Origin of the sequence: Agromyces aerolatus, from assembly GCF_031432255.1 — a bacterium.
Classification (GTDB): Bacteria; Actinomycetota; Actinomycetes; order Actinomycetales; family Microbacteriaceae; genus Agromyces.
This window is the reverse complement of record NZ_JAVKGQ010000029.1, coordinates 1-15,759: the sequence shown is the minus strand read 5'-3', so window position 1 is coordinate 15,759 and position 15,759 is coordinate 1. Positions and strand designations below refer to the sequence as shown.

Annotated in this window: 16 protein-coding genes; 8 read left to right on the top strand and 8 right to left on the bottom strand. The window is 71.5% G+C overall.

Translation table 11 applies throughout. From position 1 onward, the window contains the following. Window positions 1-54: 54 nt before the first annotated feature. The 4 genes from RH864_RS19095 to RH864_RS19080 all read right to left on the bottom strand — a co-directional run bounded on the left by RH864_RS19095 (window position 55) and on the right by RH864_RS19080 (window position 3,488). On the bottom strand, window positions 55-1,254 hold the full coding sequence (locus RH864_RS19095) for a hypothetical protein (RefSeq protein WP_310519170.1): 1,200 nt from the start codon (window positions 1,252-1,254) through the stop codon (window positions 55-57). A gap of 53 nt (window positions 1,255-1,307) precedes the next feature. Beyond that, entirely contained in the window at window positions 1,308-1,799 is a 492-nt protein-coding gene (locus RH864_RS19090) for a DUF2017 family protein (protein ID WP_310519169.1), read from the bottom strand. Beyond that, a complete protein-coding gene (clpS, locus tag RH864_RS19085; protein WP_310519168.1) occupies window positions 1,796-2,089 on the bottom strand; it encodes an ATP-dependent Clp protease adapter ClpS in 294 nt (97 codons plus the stop codon). Before clpS ends, RH864_RS19090 begins: the two co-directional genes overlap by 4 nt. Window positions 2,090-2,162: 73 nt before the next feature. Continuing rightward, the gene (locus tag RH864_RS19080; protein WP_310519167.1) at window positions 2,163-3,488 is read right to left on the bottom strand and encodes a class I SAM-dependent methyltransferase; all 1,326 of its coding nucleotides are present in this window, start codon (window positions 3,486-3,488) and stop codon (window positions 2,163-2,165) included. 450 nt (window positions 3,489-3,938) lie between these two features. Between RH864_RS19080 and RH864_RS19075 the strand changes: the two genes are divergently transcribed. Continuing rightward, a complete protein-coding gene (locus RH864_RS19075; protein ID WP_310519166.1) occupies window positions 3,939-4,727 on the top strand; it encodes a hypothetical protein in 789 nt (262 codons plus the stop codon). A 163-nt stretch (window positions 4,728-4,890) separates the two neighbouring features. Here the strand turns inward: RH864_RS19075 and RH864_RS19070 are convergent, their stop codons facing one another. The 4 genes from RH864_RS19070 to dnaK form a co-directional block, all read right to left on the bottom strand. Beyond that, entirely contained in the window at window positions 4,891-5,307 is a 417-nt protein-coding gene (locus RH864_RS19070; protein ID WP_310519165.1) for a heat shock protein transcriptional repressor HspR, read from the bottom strand. Window positions 5,308-5,314: 7 nt separating this feature from the next. Next, window positions 5,315-6,310 (bottom strand): DnaJ C-terminal domain-containing protein, encoded by a 996-nt coding sequence (locus RH864_RS19065; protein WP_310519164.1) that lies wholly within the window; start codon window positions 6,308-6,310, stop codon window positions 5,315-5,317. A 142-nt stretch (window positions 6,311-6,452) separates the two neighbouring features. Further along, window positions 6,453-7,097: a nucleotide exchange factor GrpE gene (locus RH864_RS19060; protein WP_310519163.1), complete on the bottom strand. Its 645-nt coding sequence runs from the start codon at window positions 7,095-7,097 to the stop codon at window positions 6,453-6,455. Window positions 7,098-7,099: 2 nt separating this feature from the next. Next, window positions 7,100-8,977 carry a molecular chaperone DnaK gene (gene dnaK / locus RH864_RS19055; RefSeq protein ID WP_310519162.1) on the bottom strand — a complete coding sequence of 626 codons (1,878 nt, stop codon included), beginning with the start codon at window positions 8,975-8,977 and terminating at the stop codon, window positions 7,100-7,102. 215 nt (window positions 8,978-9,192) lie between these two features. Here dnaK and RH864_RS19050 point away from each other — a divergent pair, with 215 nt between their 5' ends. The 7 genes from RH864_RS19050 to RH864_RS19020 all read left to right on the top strand — a co-directional run bounded on the left by RH864_RS19050 (window position 9,193) and on the right by RH864_RS19020 (window position 15,695). Beyond that, on the top strand, window positions 9,193-9,801 hold the full coding sequence (locus RH864_RS19050; protein ID WP_310519161.1) for a hypothetical protein: 609 nt from the start codon (window positions 9,193-9,195) through the stop codon (window positions 9,799-9,801). 79 nt (window positions 9,802-9,880) lie between these two features. Further along, window positions 9,881-10,891: a permease gene (locus RH864_RS19045; protein ID WP_310519160.1), complete on the top strand. Its 1,011-nt coding sequence runs from the start codon at window positions 9,881-9,883 to the stop codon at window positions 10,889-10,891. Continuing rightward, the gene (locus tag RH864_RS19040; RefSeq protein ID WP_310519159.1) at window positions 10,881-11,750 is read left to right on the top strand and encodes a TIGR03943 family putative permease subunit; all 870 of its coding nucleotides are present in this window, start codon (window positions 10,881-10,883) and stop codon (window positions 11,748-11,750) included. Before RH864_RS19045 ends, RH864_RS19040 begins: the two co-directional genes overlap by 11 nt. Continuing rightward, complete coding sequence (locus RH864_RS19035; protein WP_310519158.1) at window positions 11,740-13,191, top strand: hypothetical protein; 1,452 nt, start codon at window positions 11,740-11,742, stop codon at window positions 13,189-13,191. Before RH864_RS19040 ends, RH864_RS19035 begins: the two co-directional genes overlap by 11 nt. 41 nt (window positions 13,192-13,232) lie before the next feature. Then, window positions 13,233-14,054, top strand: a complete 822-nt coding sequence (locus RH864_RS19030; RefSeq protein WP_310519157.1) for an endonuclease/exonuclease/phosphatase family protein — start codon at window positions 13,233-13,235, stop codon at window positions 14,052-14,054. A 32-nt stretch (window positions 14,055-14,086) separates the two neighbouring features. Further along, complete coding sequence (locus RH864_RS19025; protein ID WP_310519156.1) at window positions 14,087-15,472, top strand: MFS transporter; 1,386 nt, start codon at window positions 14,087-14,089, stop codon at window positions 15,470-15,472. A gap of 52 nt (window positions 15,473-15,524) precedes the next feature. After that, window positions 15,525-15,695 (top strand): hypothetical protein, encoded by a 171-nt coding sequence (locus tag RH864_RS19020; RefSeq protein ID WP_310519155.1) that lies wholly within the window; start codon window positions 15,525-15,527, stop codon window positions 15,693-15,695. Window positions 15,696-15,759: the final 64 nt, after the last annotated feature.

The following is a 15,759-nucleotide window of genomic DNA, read 5'->3' as shown; positions in this document are numbered from 1 at the left end:
GCGGCGTAGCCCTAAGCTCCTACTCGGCCAGTCCAACATCTGGGGACCAGTTCACTACACGCCCGAGGCATCCGTCTGTGTGGGGGCGGCCACCGTGATCGGCGACTCGGCCTGCGTGGGCGACTCGCGCCGGATCACGCCCGCACTGCGCAGGAACAGGATGATCCAGGCGAAGATCAGCACCGCGGCGACCAGTTCGACCGCCGTGAGGTTGTAGTACCCGGTGACGAAGAACACCGCGAGCAGCGCGATCACGCCCACGAACACGTATCCCAGCAGCACGAACACGCGCGGCATCGACGGCGCGAGCCGCGGCAGCGCGAACACCAGCACCGCGAAGACGACCGCCATACCCGTGGCGACCGAGTTGTGCAGCCAGAAGAACTCGTTCACGGGGAAGATCCCGACGCAGCCGAGGAACACCCCGATCAGCACGAAGCCGATGCGCACCCGGTTGCGACGGCTGAGCTCGCGCGGCGTCGACGTCGGCAGCGTCGCCGTGCCATACCTCGCGATGGTCGTCACGATGGCGCCCGCGATGATGAGCGTGAGGTTGAAGGCGAGCGCCGAGACATCCCCGGCGATGCCGAGCGCGGAGAGGTTCTTCTGCCACCACAGCGGGTCGCTCGAGCTCAGCATGCTCGCGAGCGCACCGACCACGAGGAACACCGCGAGCACGAGCGAGAGCAGCATGGGTGTGAGGCGCGCCGCGGAGAGGAACACGGCGTACATGGTGACGGCCGCGCCGACGCCCGCGAGCAGCGCGCCCGGGAACGCGTACACCTCGGCGCCGATGAAGCTCAGCTCGAGCACCGCACCGAGGCCCGTCCAGCCGAGCAGCACGATCACCGCGTGCGCGAGCGCGAGCGCGATCAGGTCGAACCAGTGCAGGCGTGCACCGGGGACCGAGAGGCCGGGACCGACCTCCGCGCGCAGCGTCGGCGACGGCACCCGGAGCACGAGGCGCCCGAACACGAACGCGGCGATGGCGACCAACGCGCAGGTCACGGCGACGAACTCGGTGAGCGACCCCGAGCCCGAGATCGGCAGCTCACGGTTCCAGAACACCACCCAGGCGATCAGGCCGACGACGACGAACCCGACGCCGCCGAGCACGAGCGCCGCGGACTCCAGCGACTCCGCGGTGCCCGCCGGGTCGCGGAACACGCGCCGCAAGGGCTCGGCACGTTCGGTCGCGCGATCAGGCGCGAGTGTGGTCGGCCGCTGCCTCGGGTCCGAGTCCGTACGCGACATCCGTCCACCATCCTTCGGGCGGCCGGGTGCCGCGGTCGGCACCAGCCTGCCAGTCAGGACTCGGTCGGGTCGAGTACCTCGAGCATCGATCCCTGCACGAAGCCGGCCCATTCGTACGCGGCACGCAGGTAGTCGTCGCGCTGCTCGTCCTGATCCGGCGTGCCCTCCTCACCCACCCCGACCCGCTCGGCGAGGATGAGCCGCAGATCGGTCAGGAACGTGAGCCAGCCCCACGCCTGCACCTGGTCGAGCTCGATCTCGACCAACCGGTCGCCGTCGCCGATCGAGGTCGCGTCGCGCACCGCCTGCGCCGCCTGGCGCTTGCCGTCGACGAGGCTGCCGCGCGTGTAGCGGGCGAACTCGCGTGCCGCGTCGAGGTCGTCGGGGTACGCGTTGGGCAGCAGGCGGTCGAGCGCGGGATCGTCCTCGGCGCCGAGCAGCAGCACCGAGTCGACCTGGTCGGCGAGCTCGGAGAGCAGCATGGCCTCCTCGGCCTCGAGCACGAGCCGGACGCCGTCGCTCCCGGTGCGTCCTGCGACGATCACGGGTCCACCCTCGCCACGGAGGCCTGCAACCCGTATCCGTGCATCGCCTGCACGTGGCGCTCCATCGCCTCGCGGTTGCCGCTCGCGACGACCGCGCGGCCCTCGTGATGGACGAGCAGCATGAGCCGCTCGGCCTCGGCACGCGGGAACCCGAAGTAGCTCTGGAACACGTAGGTCACATAGGTCATGAGGTTGACGGGATCGTCCCAGACGATCGTGCGCCACACGCCCTCGATCACCGGGTCGTTCACCAGGTCGAGTTCGGTGCGTTCGAGCGTGTCCGTCACCATCCCAGCCTGACACGATCCTCGGAGGCCTGCACCCCTTCGCGACGGACTTGCCGTCCTTCGCGGCTCGGGTCATTCAGAGCGGCCGCCGCGTGGAGACCGTGACCGTGAACTTCGGGTTGCGCGCGACCTGCCGGGTCGGGCCGACCAGGCGCTCGAGCGCCGGCCGGTAGCGCAGATGCGAGTTCCAGACCGCGACCAGCCGCCCGCCCGGCTCGAGCGCTCGCCCGGCCTCGGCGAACAGGCGCTCGGCGAGCGCGGTCGTGACGGCGGCTCCGGCATGGAACGGCGGGTTCAGCACGACGAGGTCGACGGATGCCTCGGCGGCGAACTCGAGCCCGTCGGCGCGCTCGACCACGATGCGGTCGTCGAGGCCGTTCGCGGCGGCGGTCTGCCGGGCGCTGGCCGCGGCGGCCGCCGACTGGTCGGACGCGACGACCCGGGCGCGCGGGAAGCGGCGCGCGAGCTCGACGGCGACGATGCCCGTGCCGCACGCGAGGTCGACCACGGTGCGCGGGCCCGGGCCGGGATCGCCATCCGCGAGGTCGGGATCGCCGCCCACGAGGACGGGGTCGCCGCCCACGAGGTCGGGATCGCCGCCCACGAGGACGGGGTCGCCGCCCACGAGGGCGGGGTCACCGCCCGCGAGGGCGGCGTCGAGCACGTCGAGCAGGAAGCGCGTGCCGACGTCGACCGTCGTGCCCGCGAACACCCCGCCGTGCGCGACCACGGTGAGGCCGAGGGCCTCGTCGCGGGCGCGGCGGGGCCAGGCGGGCGCCCCGGGCCGCGCCGCGCCGGGCTCACGCGCGATCAGCACGCGGGACTTCTGCCGCGCGTGAGTCACGTCCAGCCGCGCGAAGCGCCGGCGCAGCACATCGTTCATCGCGACGGACATGTGCTTCAGCCGGCCGCCCGCGACCACGACGACCCCGGGCGCCGCATGATCGGCGATCAGCGACGTCAGCTCGTCGAGGGCGTCGAGCGAACGTGGCAGACGCAGCAGCACGATGCGGGCGTCGCGCACGAGCGCGGGCGTCGCGGGCTCGACCCGGACCGCGTGCGCGAGCCCCAGCCGCTGCGCGTTCGCGAGGATCGCCCGCTCGCCGAGCAGGGCGTCCTGGTGCACCCGTACGTCCATCCCGAGATCGGCCGCGACGCTCAGCGCGAGCGCGCCGTGCGTGTCGCCGATCACGGCGATGCCCGGCCGGGCGTGCGGCACGGGCTCGGATGCAGATCCGGATGCGGATGCGGATGCGGATGCGGGGCGAGGATCAGAACCCCCACTCAGCGCGCTCGCGAGGAACGGCTGCGCCTCGTCGAGGATCAGCCGATCTGCCGCGTCGAACGCCTCGAGGCCGGGTCCTTCGACGTCGGGTGCTCGGCGCACGGCACTCAGATCCACCCCGGCAGCCTACCGACCGCGGAAGAAAGCGACGTGTTGCGTTTGGTATATCGGTATGCTACTGTGGGAATCACGGGGAAGAGCAAGACCGGTCCGGAAGGTGGTTCCCCGCACGCGCCGGACCGAAGTCGCTCAGTCGAGCGGCGACCCGGGGACTGAGAAGATCCGGGCTGGAAGGTGTCTCCCCGCACGCGCCGGCCCACCACCGCTCACCAGAGCGGCATACCCGGGGACCACATGGACCTGGGCCGGAAGGTGTTCCCCGCACGCGCCGGCCCGAACCCCCGCCGAGCGACCCGCCGGCGGCAGCGCTTCGGGCGCCAGGCCACCCATCGCATCCGGCCTGGCGCCCGAGCGCGGCCAACCCGCCGTCGGCGCCACCACGCATCCCGTGTGCGCGACGCGGGCGGGATGGATGCCTCAAGGCTCGTTTGCTACCCTCGGCACCGCATGCGCCAACATCGATCGGGGCACACCGGGGAACGACGCGCCGCACGCACGCGCGAGGCGGCGACGTTCGGCGAGCCCGCGAAGCGGGCCGGTACGGCGGCGGGCTCCGGACGGCCCCGGCACCCCGGCACGACCGTGCACGGCCGGCTCCGGCGTACGGCCGGGGTGCTCGCGGCCTCCGCGATCTTCGCGCTCGTCGGCACGGTCGCGCTCGCCCCGCTGCACGCGACGGCGCCCGACGGCTCGGCGTTCGCTGAGGCATCCGCCGATGACGCGACCCGCGACGCGGTGCAGCGCGTGAACATCGCCGGAGATGCGCGGCAGCCCGCGGTCTCGCGCGAGTCGTACACCGCGTCGACCGGCCCCGAGACGCTCGTGCAGGGTGGGACGAATCACGACTGGGCCAAGCTCGTGCTCGTCGAGGGCGGATTCCCCGTCACCGAGGCGAACGTCGCCGTCATCACCGAGTGGATGCGCGAGGAGAACGGGCCCGACAACTGGTGGAACCGCAACAACCCGCTGAACAACGGCAACGGGTCGGGTGGCGGATCCGGACTCGGCAGCTACGCGACCCTGCAGGTCGGCGCGTTCTACGCCGCCGACAGCCTGCGACGGCTCTCGTTCTACGACGCGATCGAGGCCGGCCTCGACGCGGGAACCGACGCCGGCGCCACGGCCGCCGCGATCTGGGCCTCGCCGTGGGCGACCAGCCACTACGGCAACGGCGCGCACTGGACGACCTCGCCCGTGCCCGTCGTCGAGGCCCCCGCCTCCGCCTGGGGCCGCTGAGCCCCACCCGCCGGTCGAGGACCCCGCGAGGCACGAGCACCCCCACCCGCCGGTCGAGTAGCACGCGAGGATCGAGCACGCGTATCGAGACCCGGTGACCCGGTCTCGATACGCTCGCTGGCGCGTAGCTCACTCGACCAACCGGGGGGAGGGGGGAGAAAGATTACTCGCGCTCGAGCGGGCGCCAGACGACGACGGCGTTCTCGCGGCGCACGCGCGTTCCGCCCTTGATCGTGATGATCTCGCCCGCGCTGCCCGCGGCGAACACGCGCCGGCCGGGCCGGTTGAGCATCTCGTCGGCCAGCGCGGTCTCGAGCTCGCGCACACGCCGGCGCAGCTCGGTCACCTCGTCTTCGAGCCCGAGCACTCGGCGGATGCCTTCGAGGCTCACCCCCTCGGCCGACAGCTGCGCGATCTCGCGCAGCTGTGTGACGTCGCGCATCGAGTACCGGCGGGACTTGCCCGCCGTGCGGGTGGGTGAGACGAGGCCCAGCCGGTCGTACTGCCGCAGCGTCTGCGGATGCATGCCCGCGAGCTCGGCGGCGACCGAGATCACGAACATCGGACTGGTCTCGTTCATCGCCGGGCTACGCCTTCGCCCGTGCGATCAGGTCGGCGCGAGGGTTCTCGTGCGGCAGTTCCGCGAGGAACGCCTCGAGCTTCTCGGCCGCATCTTTGCCGAGATGCGACGGCACCGCGACCTGGACCTCGGCCAGCAGGTCGCCAGTGCCCTTCTTCGTCTCGACGCCGCGGCCCTTCACCCGGAGCACACGCCCGCTGGGCGTGCCGGGTGCGACCTTGAGCTTCACCGGGTCGCCGCCGAGGGTCGGCACCTCGATCGTCGCGCCGAGCGTGGCCTCGCCGAACGTGACCGGCACCTTCACCCGCAGGTTGAGGCCGTCGCGCTCGAACACGGGGTGCTTGCGCACGTTGACCGTGAGGATGAGGTCGCCCGCCTCGCCGCCGTCGGGCGACGGCTGGCCCTTGCCGCGCAGCCGGATCTTCTGACCGTCGGCCACGCCCGCGGGGATGCGCACCGTGATCGGCTTGCCGTCCGAGGCCTGCAGCGTGATCTGGTCGCCCTTGGTCGCGGTGATGAAGTCGAGCGTCGTGCTCGCGGTGAAGTCGCGGCCCTTGGTCGGGCCGCCGAACCCGCGGTAGCCGCCGCTCGTCTGCCCGAACCGGCCGCTGCCGAACAGGTTGCCGAGCAGATCGTCGTACTCGCCGCCGCCCTGCTGGAATGTGTAGCCGCCGCGTCCGCCGGGCTGGCCACCGCCGAACATGCCGCCGAACACGTCGTCGAAGCCGCCCGCGCCCGGGCCGCCCGGCGCGGTGAACCGGGCACCCGTGCCCATCGCGCGCACCGCGTCGTACTCCTTGCGCTGCTCGGCGTCGGAGAGCACCGAGTAGGCCTCGCTGATCTCCTTGAACTTCGCCTCGGACGCGGCATCCCCCGGGTTGGAATCGGGGTGGTGTTGCCGGGCGAGCTTGCGGTAGACCTTCTTGATCTCCGCCTCGCTGGCGTCTTTCGCGACCCCGAGGGTCGCGTAGAAGTCCTTGTCGAACCAGTCCTGACTGGCCATTCGGCACCTCCTCTCTGTGCTCAATGATCGTTGGTCGAGTAGCGCCCGACGAAGGAGGACGCGTATCGAGACCCGGTGACGGGCTCTCGAGAATCGGTTACCAGGTCTCGATACGCTTCGCTACTCGACCAGCGGGGCGGGGTTACGCCGGGGTCGTGACGACGACCTTGGCGGGGCGCAGCAGGGTCGAGCCCAGCAGGTAGCCGGTCTCGATGACGTCGGCGACGGTGTCGACCTCGACGTCGGAGGACGGCTGCTGGAAGATCGCCTCGTGCTGCGTCGGGTCGAACGCGTCGCCCGGCGTGCCGAACGGCTTCAGCCCGAGCTTCTCGACGGCGCCGCGCAGCTTCGCGGCGATCGTCGCGAAGGGTGCGTCGCCCTCGAGGTCGCCGTGCTTCTCGGCCCGGTCAAGGTCGTCGAGCACGGGCAGCAGCACGGCCACCGCGGCCCCGACCGCACGTTCGCGTTCGAGCTCGCGGTTCGCCTCGGTGCGCTTGCGGTAGTTCGCGTACTCGGCCGTGACCCGCTTGAGGTCGGCGAGGTGCTCAGCCGACGGCTCCTGCACCTCGGCCTGCGCCGCGTTCAGGATGTCGTCGACCGTGAGCTCCTCGTCACCGGCCGGCTGGTCGGCACCTGGCTGGGCGGCGGGGCCGGGGGCGGATGCCTCGGTCGAGGCATCCGCGCCCTGCTCACCGCCTTCGGGCTGACGAACCGCGCCCGTCTCGGGGTCGATCCGCCTCTTGTCCCGGATGATCGGCTCTTCGTGGCTCTGGTTCTCGTCAGTCATGGTTACTTCTTCTCGTCCTCGTCGTCGACGACCTCGGCGTCGACCACGTCCTCGTCGGAGGACGAGCCGCCGTCGGTGCCGGTCGCCGAGGCGTCCTCACCGGGGGTGCCCGGGTTCGCGCCGGCCTCCTGCTGCGACGACGCGTAGATCGCCTCGCCCAGCTTGGTCTGCGACTGCGAGAGCTTGTCGAACGCGGAATTCACCGCGTCGTCGTCCTCACCGGCGAGCGCGGACTTCAGCGCGTCGACGTCGCCCTGGACCTCCGACTTGACGTCGGCGGGGAGCTTGTCGTCGTTGTCCTTGATGAGCTTCTCGATCTGGTAGGCGAGCTGCTCGGCCTGGTTGCGGGTCTCGGCGGACTCGCGGCGCTTCTTGTCTTCCGCCGCGTGCTCTTCGGCGTCGCGGACCATGCGCTCGACGTCCTCCTTGGGCAGCGCCGAGCCGCCCGAGATCGTCATGCGCTGCTCCTTGCCGGTGCCCTTGTCCTTCGCGGACACGTGCACGATGCCGTTGGCGTCGATGTCGAACGTGACCTCGATCTGCGGGATGCCGCGCGGAGCCGGGGCGATGCCGGTCAGCTCGAACGTGCCCAGCGGCTTGTTGTCGCGCGTGAACTCGCGCTCGCCCTGGAAGACCTGGATGGCGACCGACGGCTGGTTGTCGTCGGCGGTCGTGAAGGTCTCGCTGCGCTTGGTCGGGATGGCCGTGTTGCGCTCGATGAGCTTGGTCATGATGCCGCCCTTGGTCTCGATGCCGAGGCTCAGCGGGGTGACGTCGATGAGCAGCACGTCCTTGCGCTCACCCTTCAGGACGCCCGCCTGGAGGGCCGCGCCCACGGCGACGACCTCATCGGGGTTCACGCCCTTGTTCGGGTCCTTTCCGGTCTCCTGCTTCACGAGCTCGGAGACGGCCGGCATGCGGGTCGAACCGCCGACGAGCACGACGTGCGCGATGTCGGAGACCTTGATGCCCGCCTCGCGGATGACGTCCTCGAACGGCTTCTTGGTGCGGTCGAGCAGGTCGGAGGTCATGTTCTCGAACTGCGCGCGCGTGAGCGTCTCGTCGAGGTTCGCTGGGCCGTTCTCGGTGAGCGAGAGGTACGGGAGCTGGATGTTCGTCGACATGGAGCTCGAGAGCTCCTTCTTCGCCTGCTCGGCGGCCTCCTTGAGGCGCTGCTTCGCGATCTTGTCGTTCGAGACGTCGACGCCGGTCGAGTCCTTGAACCGCTTGATCAGCCACTCGACGATGCGCTCGTCCCAGTCGTCGCCGCCGAGGCGGTTGTCGCCCGACGTCGCCCGGACCTGGATGGTCGAGAAGTCGTCGTCCTTGCCCACCTCGAGGAGGGACACGTCGAACGTGCCGCCACCGAGGTCGAAGACCAGGATGAGCTCGTCTTCCTTGCCCTTGTCGAGGCCGTACGCGAGCGCCGCCGCGGTGGGCTCGTTGATGATGCGCAGGACGTTGAGGCCCGCGATCTCGCCGGCCTCCTTCGTGGCCTGGCGCTCGGCGTCGTTGAAGTACGCCGGCACGGTGATGACCGCGTCGGTGACGGTGTCGCCCAGGTAGGACTCGGCGTCGCGCTTGAGCTTCTGCAGGATGCGCGCCGAGATCTCCTGCGGCGTGTAGGTCTTGCCGTCGATCTCGGTCTTCCAGTCGGTGCCCATGTGGCGCTTGACCGACGAGATGGTGCGGTCGACGTTCGTCACGGCCTGGCGCTTGGCGGTCTCGCCGACGAGCACCTCGCCGTCCTTCGTGAACGCGACCACCGACGGGGTGGTGCGGAATCCTTCCGCGTTCGGGATGACCGTCGGCTCGCCACCCTCGAGGGCCGAAACCACCGAGTTCGTGGTGCCGAGGTCGATACCAACTGCACGTGACATGTGTGTTCTCTCCAAAGTCATCAGGTCGTCAAGACTTGAGCCTCGACGACTCAAGCTTGGCAAAGCCCTCGGCACATGTCAAGTGAACTTCGCGAAACTTGAGCGTGATCGACTCAACTCTCAGCACACCTTCAGCCAGCGCCGGCCGTGCCGCCGCGCGACCGGCCGGTCCTCACGTGGGGAAACGCATCGGGGGCAATCGGTAGGCTGCGGGAGTGACCGCTCGATCCGCGACCACCGCCTCGCTCCGCCTCGGCGGCACCGCACTCCTCGCCTGCGGGCTGCTGCTGCTCGGCGGGTGCGCGTCCTCGCCGGAGCCGTCCGCGAGCCCCGCGCCGACGCGCACCGCGTCGCCGTCGGCGAGCGCGAGCGCCGAGCCGAGCGCCCCCGCGGAGGAGCCCACCGAGGCTGCACCCGCCCCGGAGCCCGAGCCCGAGCCGATCACGTGCGACGCGGTCCTGACCCCGGAGGCGGCCACGGCACTCGCCGAGCAGGGACTCGAGGTCAGCGAGGGCGCCACGCAGGGCTACCCGCTCGCCGCCCAGTTCGCCGCCGCGGGCGGCACCGCCTGCACCTGGGCGCGGCCGGACTCGGACGTCCACCTGACCGTCGTGCAGCTCCACGTCGCCGATGGCGAGCAGGACGCGTGGGCGCGGGTGCTCTCCGAGAACGGGTACACGCAGACCGACGACCCCGTGGCCGGCGCGTTCACGGGCCCCGTCGACCCGGGCACGGGCGTCAGCCCGGTCGTGGTCGTCGAAGCGGCACGCATGAGCTTCGTGAGCGTGCCGACGCTCGTCACGGACCTCGCACCCGCCGCCTGACGCCGGGCGTCCCGCGCACGTCGCGCCCCGCGGGCGGATCGCCAGCTTCGCGGCCACGACTCGCCTACCCTTGATCGGGATGTCCCAGACGCTCGCCCCGCCGCGCCGCCCGCGCGCCAGGTCCGTCGGCATCGGCATCGGCATCGCCGGCATCCTCGCGCTCGTCGCGATCCGCCTCGTCGCGCCCGCCGAGCTCGGCGACGTGCTCTCCGACCGGGTGCAGGACTTCATCACCCTGTCGGTGAGCGTCGTGATCGAGAGCCTGCCGTTCGTGTTCCTCGGAATCGGCCTGTCGATCGGCGTGCAGCTGTTCCTGCCCGAGGACTTCCTGATCCGGCGCCTCCCCCGCAATCCCGTGCTGCGCCGCATCGTGGTGTCGCTGCTCGGCGTGCTGCTCCCGGTGTGCGAATGCGGCAACGTGCCGCTCGCGCGCGGGCTCATCCAGCGCGGCCTCACGGTCGGCGAGTCCATGACGTTCCTGCTCGCCGCACCCATCCTCAACCCGGTCACGATCATCACCACGTATCAGGCGTTCGGCTGGGACGACGGCATCCTTATCGCCCGCATCGCGGGCGGCTTCCTCGTCGCGAACCTCGTCGGGTGGGTGTACAGCCGCCACCCGCAGCCCATGTCGCTGCTGACGCCCCGGTTCCAGGCGGCGTGCGCCCACCCCGGTTCGGATGCCTCGTCGAAGCCCCGCAAGGCCGCGCGCATGTTCGCCGAGGAGACGAGCGCGATGCTGCCTGCGCTGTTCGTCGGCTCGGCGATCGCGGGGCTCATCCAGGTCGCGGTGTCGCGCGACTTCCTCATCACGCTCGGCCAGAACCCGATCCTGTCGGTGTTCGCGCTCATGCTGCTCGCGTTCGTCATCTCGATCTGCGCCAACGTCGACGCGTTCTTCGTGCTGTCGTTCGGGTCGACGTTCATGCCGGGCGCGATCGTCGCGTTTCTCGTGTTCGGTCCCATGATCGACATCAAGATGCTCGCGCTCATGCGTACGACGTTCACCGCGCGGACGCTCGTGCAGCTGACAGCGATCGTCGGGCTCGCGAGCGCCGCCATCGGGTTGGGGGTCAATCTTGTGGCCTAGGCTCATCGAACGCTGGAAGGGCGTCGCGCTGACCCTCATCGGCGTCGTCGCGACCGTCTGGCTCACCGTGACGGGCCAGCTCGGACTGTACATCCATCCGCGGTATTTCGGGTTCACGGCGATCATGGCGATCGTCGGCGGCGTGCTCGCGCTGCTCGCGCTCGCGCTCGTGCCGGGCCGCGACGAGGAGGACGATCATGAGCACGAGCACCACCCGGAACAGTCCGCCGGTCGAGTAGCGAGCGCCAGCGAGCGTATCGAGACCAGATGGGCCGGCGCCGAGGTCGGGTCACGGGGTCTCGATACGCGCCCTCGTCCCTCGGGCGCTACTCGACCAGCGGGGCGTGCGATCATCGGCGCGGTGCTGGGCGGCGTGATCGTGGTCGGGGCGCTGGTCGCGCTGCTGGTCTTCCCGCCGGCGACGCTCACGGCGTCGACCGCGGTCGACCGCGACATCGACCGGACGACCGCCGACCTCGCGGGCGATGCGCCGAGCCTCGCGGGTGCGGACCCGAGCCGCTTCACGGTCAAGGACTGGGCGCTGCTGCTGCGGCAGACCGAGGATCCCACGGCCTTCGCCGGCCAGGAGGTCGCCCTCACGGGCTTCGTGACGCCCGCCCCGGGCGACCCCGACGACTCGTTCTACGTCGCCCGGTTCACGGTCACGTGCTGTGCGGTCGACGCGCAGCCGATCGGTGTCGCCGTGCACCTGCCGGGCTGGCGCGACACGTTCGAGGTCGACGACTGGGTCGAGGCGACGGGCGGATTCGGGCTCGACCCGGCCGGCGGCGAGCAGCTCGTGCTCATGCCCGACGCGGTCGTGCCGACCGAGCAGCCGGAGCAGCCGTATGTCTTCTGAGACCGTCGAACCGGCCGAGCTGCTCGATCCCGCCGACCCGGCGGCGCCGTCCACGACCGCGTCGCGGCGATTCCGGCGCGGACTGCTCGGCACGATCGCCGTGCTCGCCGCCGCGGCCGTCTCCCTCGCGTTCGCCGGGGTCGTGCAGGGACCGCGGCTCGCCGAGGCATCCGTCGATGTGGAACGTGTGACGCGACTGGCCGACGGCCGCCTCGTGCTCGCCATGAACCAGCCCGTCGCGCGCGTCGAGGGCGACGTGCGCGTCGAGCCCGAGGCGCCCGCGACGCTCACGATCGACGGGCGCTCGCTCGTCGTCGAGTTCGCCGAGCCGCTTCCGTACGACACCGAGTTCACGGTCGCGGTCGACGGCGTGGTCGGCGAGGCGCAGCCGACGGCGGTGTCGGTCGAGCACCGGTTCACGACCGCGGACGCCCCGGTCTACACCCTGGCGCGACGCAGCGCCGACGGGCAGCCGGACGTCGTGCTGCGTTCGAGCTTCGCCGAGCGTACGCCGGCCGTCGTGGTCGAGGCGCCGCGCCTGCAGGCCTTCGCCCACGCGGGCGACGCCGTCGTCGCGGTCGCGATCGAGGACGACGAGACGAACACGCTGCGCATCGCCGGGCTCGATGAGACGACGCAGACGATGGGCCTGCCCGAGCCGGGCGTCGTGCGTTCGATCGGCGGCTCGACGACGCATCCGCTCATCGCGTTCGTGCACGACGGGGTGACGCTGCCGGGTGGCGCCGAGCCGGCCTTCCGCGAGACGCTGTTCACGCTCGACGTCTCGGGTGCGGCCGCCGCGCCCGAGCCGGTGCTCGGCATCGACGGCGAGCCCCTGCGGGTCATGGACTGGCGGTTCGTTCCGGGGACGACGTCGCTCGTGGTGCAAGACCTCGACGGCGCGCTGTTCGTCGTGGACGCGCTGGGGCTCACCCCGCCGACCCCGCTCGGCTCCGCCGCCGAGCTGCGCGGACTCCTGCCCGGCTCGCGCCTGCTCGTCGTCGCCGATCCCGACCGCGGCCGCATCTTCGACCTCGAGACCGGCGACGAGCTCCCGAACGACCTGCCGGTCGCCGAGCTCCCCGAGCAGGCCTACCCGGGCCGGGTCACCCAGCTCGACGCGGCCGGCGCGCATGTGCTCTCGGTGCTGCTGACCGGTGGCGACGGCGCGGGCGGTGTGGCCATGGAGTCGCTGCTCGCGCGCGTCGACGGTGAGGGCACGACCCTGCGCTACGCGACCGGCGAGAACAGCAGGCTGCTCGAGTACTGCGTCGCGCCGAATGGCCGGTATGCGACGATCGAGACCGTCTCGGTGGACGCGCGCGCCGACGGATACCCGCACGACCCGTCGTACCTCGACCGGCTCACGACCGTCGTGGACCTCGACTCGGGCGACGTCGTGCTCACCCAGAGCGGCGGATCATCCGACTGGTGCCGCTGAGCGGCAACGCGGCGCGGACGGTCGCGGCGTAGCCTGCAGACATGCGGTTCGTCACGTGGAACGTGCTGTGGCGCTTCGAGCCCGACTGGCGGGCTCGCGAGCGCGGCATCCTCACGACGCTCGATCGCCTCGCGCCCGACGTGATCGGCCTGCAGGAGTGCTGGGGCACCGACGACGACACGCAGGCGCACGTCGTGGCCCGCCATCTCGACCTGCACGCCGCGTTCGCGGCGCCGTCGCTGCCGCCCGAGCCGGTCCCGCCCGAGCAGGACGACCAGGCGGGCGTGCGCATGGGCGTCGGGCTCGTGAGCCGGTGGCCGATCCGCGTGCTCGCCCGGCATGAGCTGCCCGTGAGTCACCGGCAGGTCGCGCCGGTCGCGCTCGAGGCCGAGCTGGGGGTTCCGGATGCCTCGGTGCGGGTGCTCGTCGCGGCGCTCGAGTGGGAGCCGGCCTACGCCGACGACCAGCTCGCGCAGACCACCCGGCTCGCCGAGCTGCTCGCCCCGGCCACGCCCTCGGCACCCGCGGTGCTGCTCGCCGACCTGAACTGCGACCCCGGCCAGCGCGAGTTCGCGCCGCTCGCAGCCGTCGCCGACGACACCTGGTCGCTCGGCGACGGCGCCACCGACGCGGTCACCCTGAGCCGCGCGGTGCCGTTCGCGCCGCTCGAGGCGACGAAGCAGCTCGACCGGCGCGTCGATCATGTGCTCGTCGCGCCGCGCGGCGTCGCCGAGGTGGGCGCGGTCAGGATCGTGACGGCGACCGTCGACGGGCGATACCCGTCCGACCACTTCCCGGTCGCGGTGGATCTCGACGTCCCCCGGGCGGGGCATCCGTCACCCGTCATTCACCGGCCATACTGACACCGTCCACCAGACGGAATGAGACTGCCGACATGACCGACCCCACCGCCTCGTCCGAGGCATCCGCGCACCCGGCGACGCTCGACGCCGACGCGACCGGCGCGACCGGCGCGACCGGCGCGACCGGCGCGACCGGCGACGCCCGCACCCGCCGCGGAAGAGTCCTCGCGTGGGGACTGTGGGACTGGGGCTCGGCGTCGTTCAACTCGGTCGTGACGACGTTCGTGTTCACGGTGTACCTCTCGAGCGGATCGTTCGGGCCGGCCGGTGCGGTCGAGTCGCAGCTCGGCTGGGCGCTTGCCGCCGCCGGGCTCGTGGTGGCCGTGCTCGCGCCCGTCACGGGGCAGCGTTCCGACACGAGCGGGCGCCGGAAGTTCTGGCTCGCGGTCAACACCGCGCTCGTCGTCGCGTGCACGTTCGGCATGTTCTTCGTACGGCCCGAGCCGTCGTTCCTGCTGCTCGGTCTCGTGTTGCTCGCCGTCGGCAACGTGTTCTTCGAGTTCGCGGGCGTGAACTACAACGCCATGCTCCGGCAGGTCTCGACGCCCGCGACGATCGGCAAGGTCTCCGGGTTCGGCTGGGGCATGGGGTACGTCGGCGGCATCGTGCTGCTGCTCATCGTGTACTTCGGTCTCATCCAGCCCGAGGTCGGGCTGTTCGGCATCACGGGCGACGACGGGCTCGACGTGCGGGTGACGATGATCGTGGCCGCGGTCTGGTTCGGGGTGTTCGCGCTGCCCGTGCTGTTCGCGGTGCCCGAGTTCCGGCCGCCGGCCGCGGCACGGCGCCAGCGCGTCGGGTTCTTCGCGTCGTACGCGCGGCTCGGCCGCGACATCGCTCGGCTCTGGCGCGAGCAGCGGAACGTGCTGTGGTTCTTGCTCGCGAGCGCGGTGTTCCGCGACGGGCTCGCCGGCGTGTTCACGTTCGGCGGGGTGCTCGCCGGATCCGTGTTCGGGTTCTCGCCCGGCGAGGTCATCGTGTTCGCCATCGCGGCGAACGTCGTGGCCGGCGTGTCGACGATCGCCGTGGGCACGCTCGACGACCGGGTCGGGGCCAAGCCCGTGATCGTGACCGCGCTCATCGGCCTCGTCGTTTCGGCGACGCTGATCTTCGTGCTGCACGACGCCGGGAAGACCGTGTTCTGGGTCGCCGGGCTCGCGCTCTGCCTGTTCGTGGGGCCGGCGCAGTCGGCGAGCCGCACGTTCCTCGGGCGGCTCATCCCGCCCGGTCGCGAGGGTGAGCTCTACGGGCTGTACGCGACGACCGGGCGCGCGGTGAGCTTCCTCGCGCCGATGGCGTTCGCGGTGTTCGTCGCGGTCGGCGGCGCGCCGTACTTCGGCATCCTCGGCATCGTGCTCGTGCTCGCGCTGGGGTTGGCGCTGTTCATCCCGGTGAGGTCGGGATCGGCGGCGCGCTGAGTCCGCCTCACGGGGGAGGCGGCCCGCCGTCCGTGCGCGCATGATCTGACGCATGAGCGAATCCATCTTCACGCCCGGAGCCGAGGTCACCACCCCGCGCAGGCGCGGCGAGGTCGTCGATGTGCGGGCGACGGCGTCCGGAAAGTTCGTCTTCGGCGTCGAGGACATCGACGGCGAAGTCCGCTACTTCACCGAGCGGGCGCTCCGGCTCGCACGCGAGTAGGGCGCGGCGCGGCGGCGGCGCCGCGGCGGCGCCGCGCCGAAGGCGGAGGCCAAGCGGGCTTAAG

Bases quoted from the DNA above. Each gene is read 5' to 3' on its own strand.
- RH864_RS19075 (WP_310519166.1), top strand. From the start codon at position 3,939: ATGCGCCAACATCGATCGGGGCACACCGGGGAACGACGCGCCGCACGC.
- RH864_RS19095 (WP_310519170.1), bottom strand. From the start codon at position 1,254: ATGTCGCGTACGGACTCGGACCCGAGGCAGCGGCCGACCACACTCGCG.
- RH864_RS19045 (WP_310519160.1), top strand. From the start codon at position 9,881: ATGTCCCAGACGCTCGCCCCGCCGCGCCGCCCGCGCGCCAGGTCCGTC.
- RH864_RS19070 (WP_310519165.1), bottom strand. From the start codon at position 5,307: ATGAACGAGACCAGTCCGATGTTCGTGATCTCGGTCGCCGCCGAGCTC.
- RH864_RS19065 (WP_310519164.1), bottom strand. From the start codon at position 6,310: ATGGCCAGTCAGGACTGGTTCGACAAGGACTTCTACGCGACCCTCGGG.
- RH864_RS19060 (WP_310519163.1), bottom strand. From the start codon at position 7,097: ATGACTGACGAGAACCAGAGCCACGAAGAGCCGATCATCCGGGACAAG.
- RH864_RS19020 (WP_310519155.1), top strand. From the start codon at position 15,525: ATGAGCGAATCCATCTTCACGCCCGGAGCCGAGGTCACCACCCCGCGC.
- RH864_RS19025 (WP_310519156.1), top strand. From the start codon at position 14,087: ATGACCGACCCCACCGCCTCGTCCGAGGCATCCGCGCACCCGGCGACG.
- RH864_RS19035 (WP_310519158.1), top strand. From the start codon at position 11,740: ATGTCTTCTGAGACCGTCGAACCGGCCGAGCTGCTCGATCCCGCCGAC.
- RH864_RS19030 (WP_310519157.1), top strand. From the start codon at position 13,233: ATGCGGTTCGTCACGTGGAACGTGCTGTGGCGCTTCGAGCCCGACTGG.
- clpS (WP_310519168.1), bottom strand. From the start codon at position 2,089: ATGGTGACGGACACGCTCGAACGCACCGAACTCGACCTGGTGAACGAC.
- dnaK (WP_310519162.1), bottom strand. From the start codon at position 8,977: ATGTCACGTGCAGTTGGTATCGACCTCGGCACCACGAACTCGGTGGTT.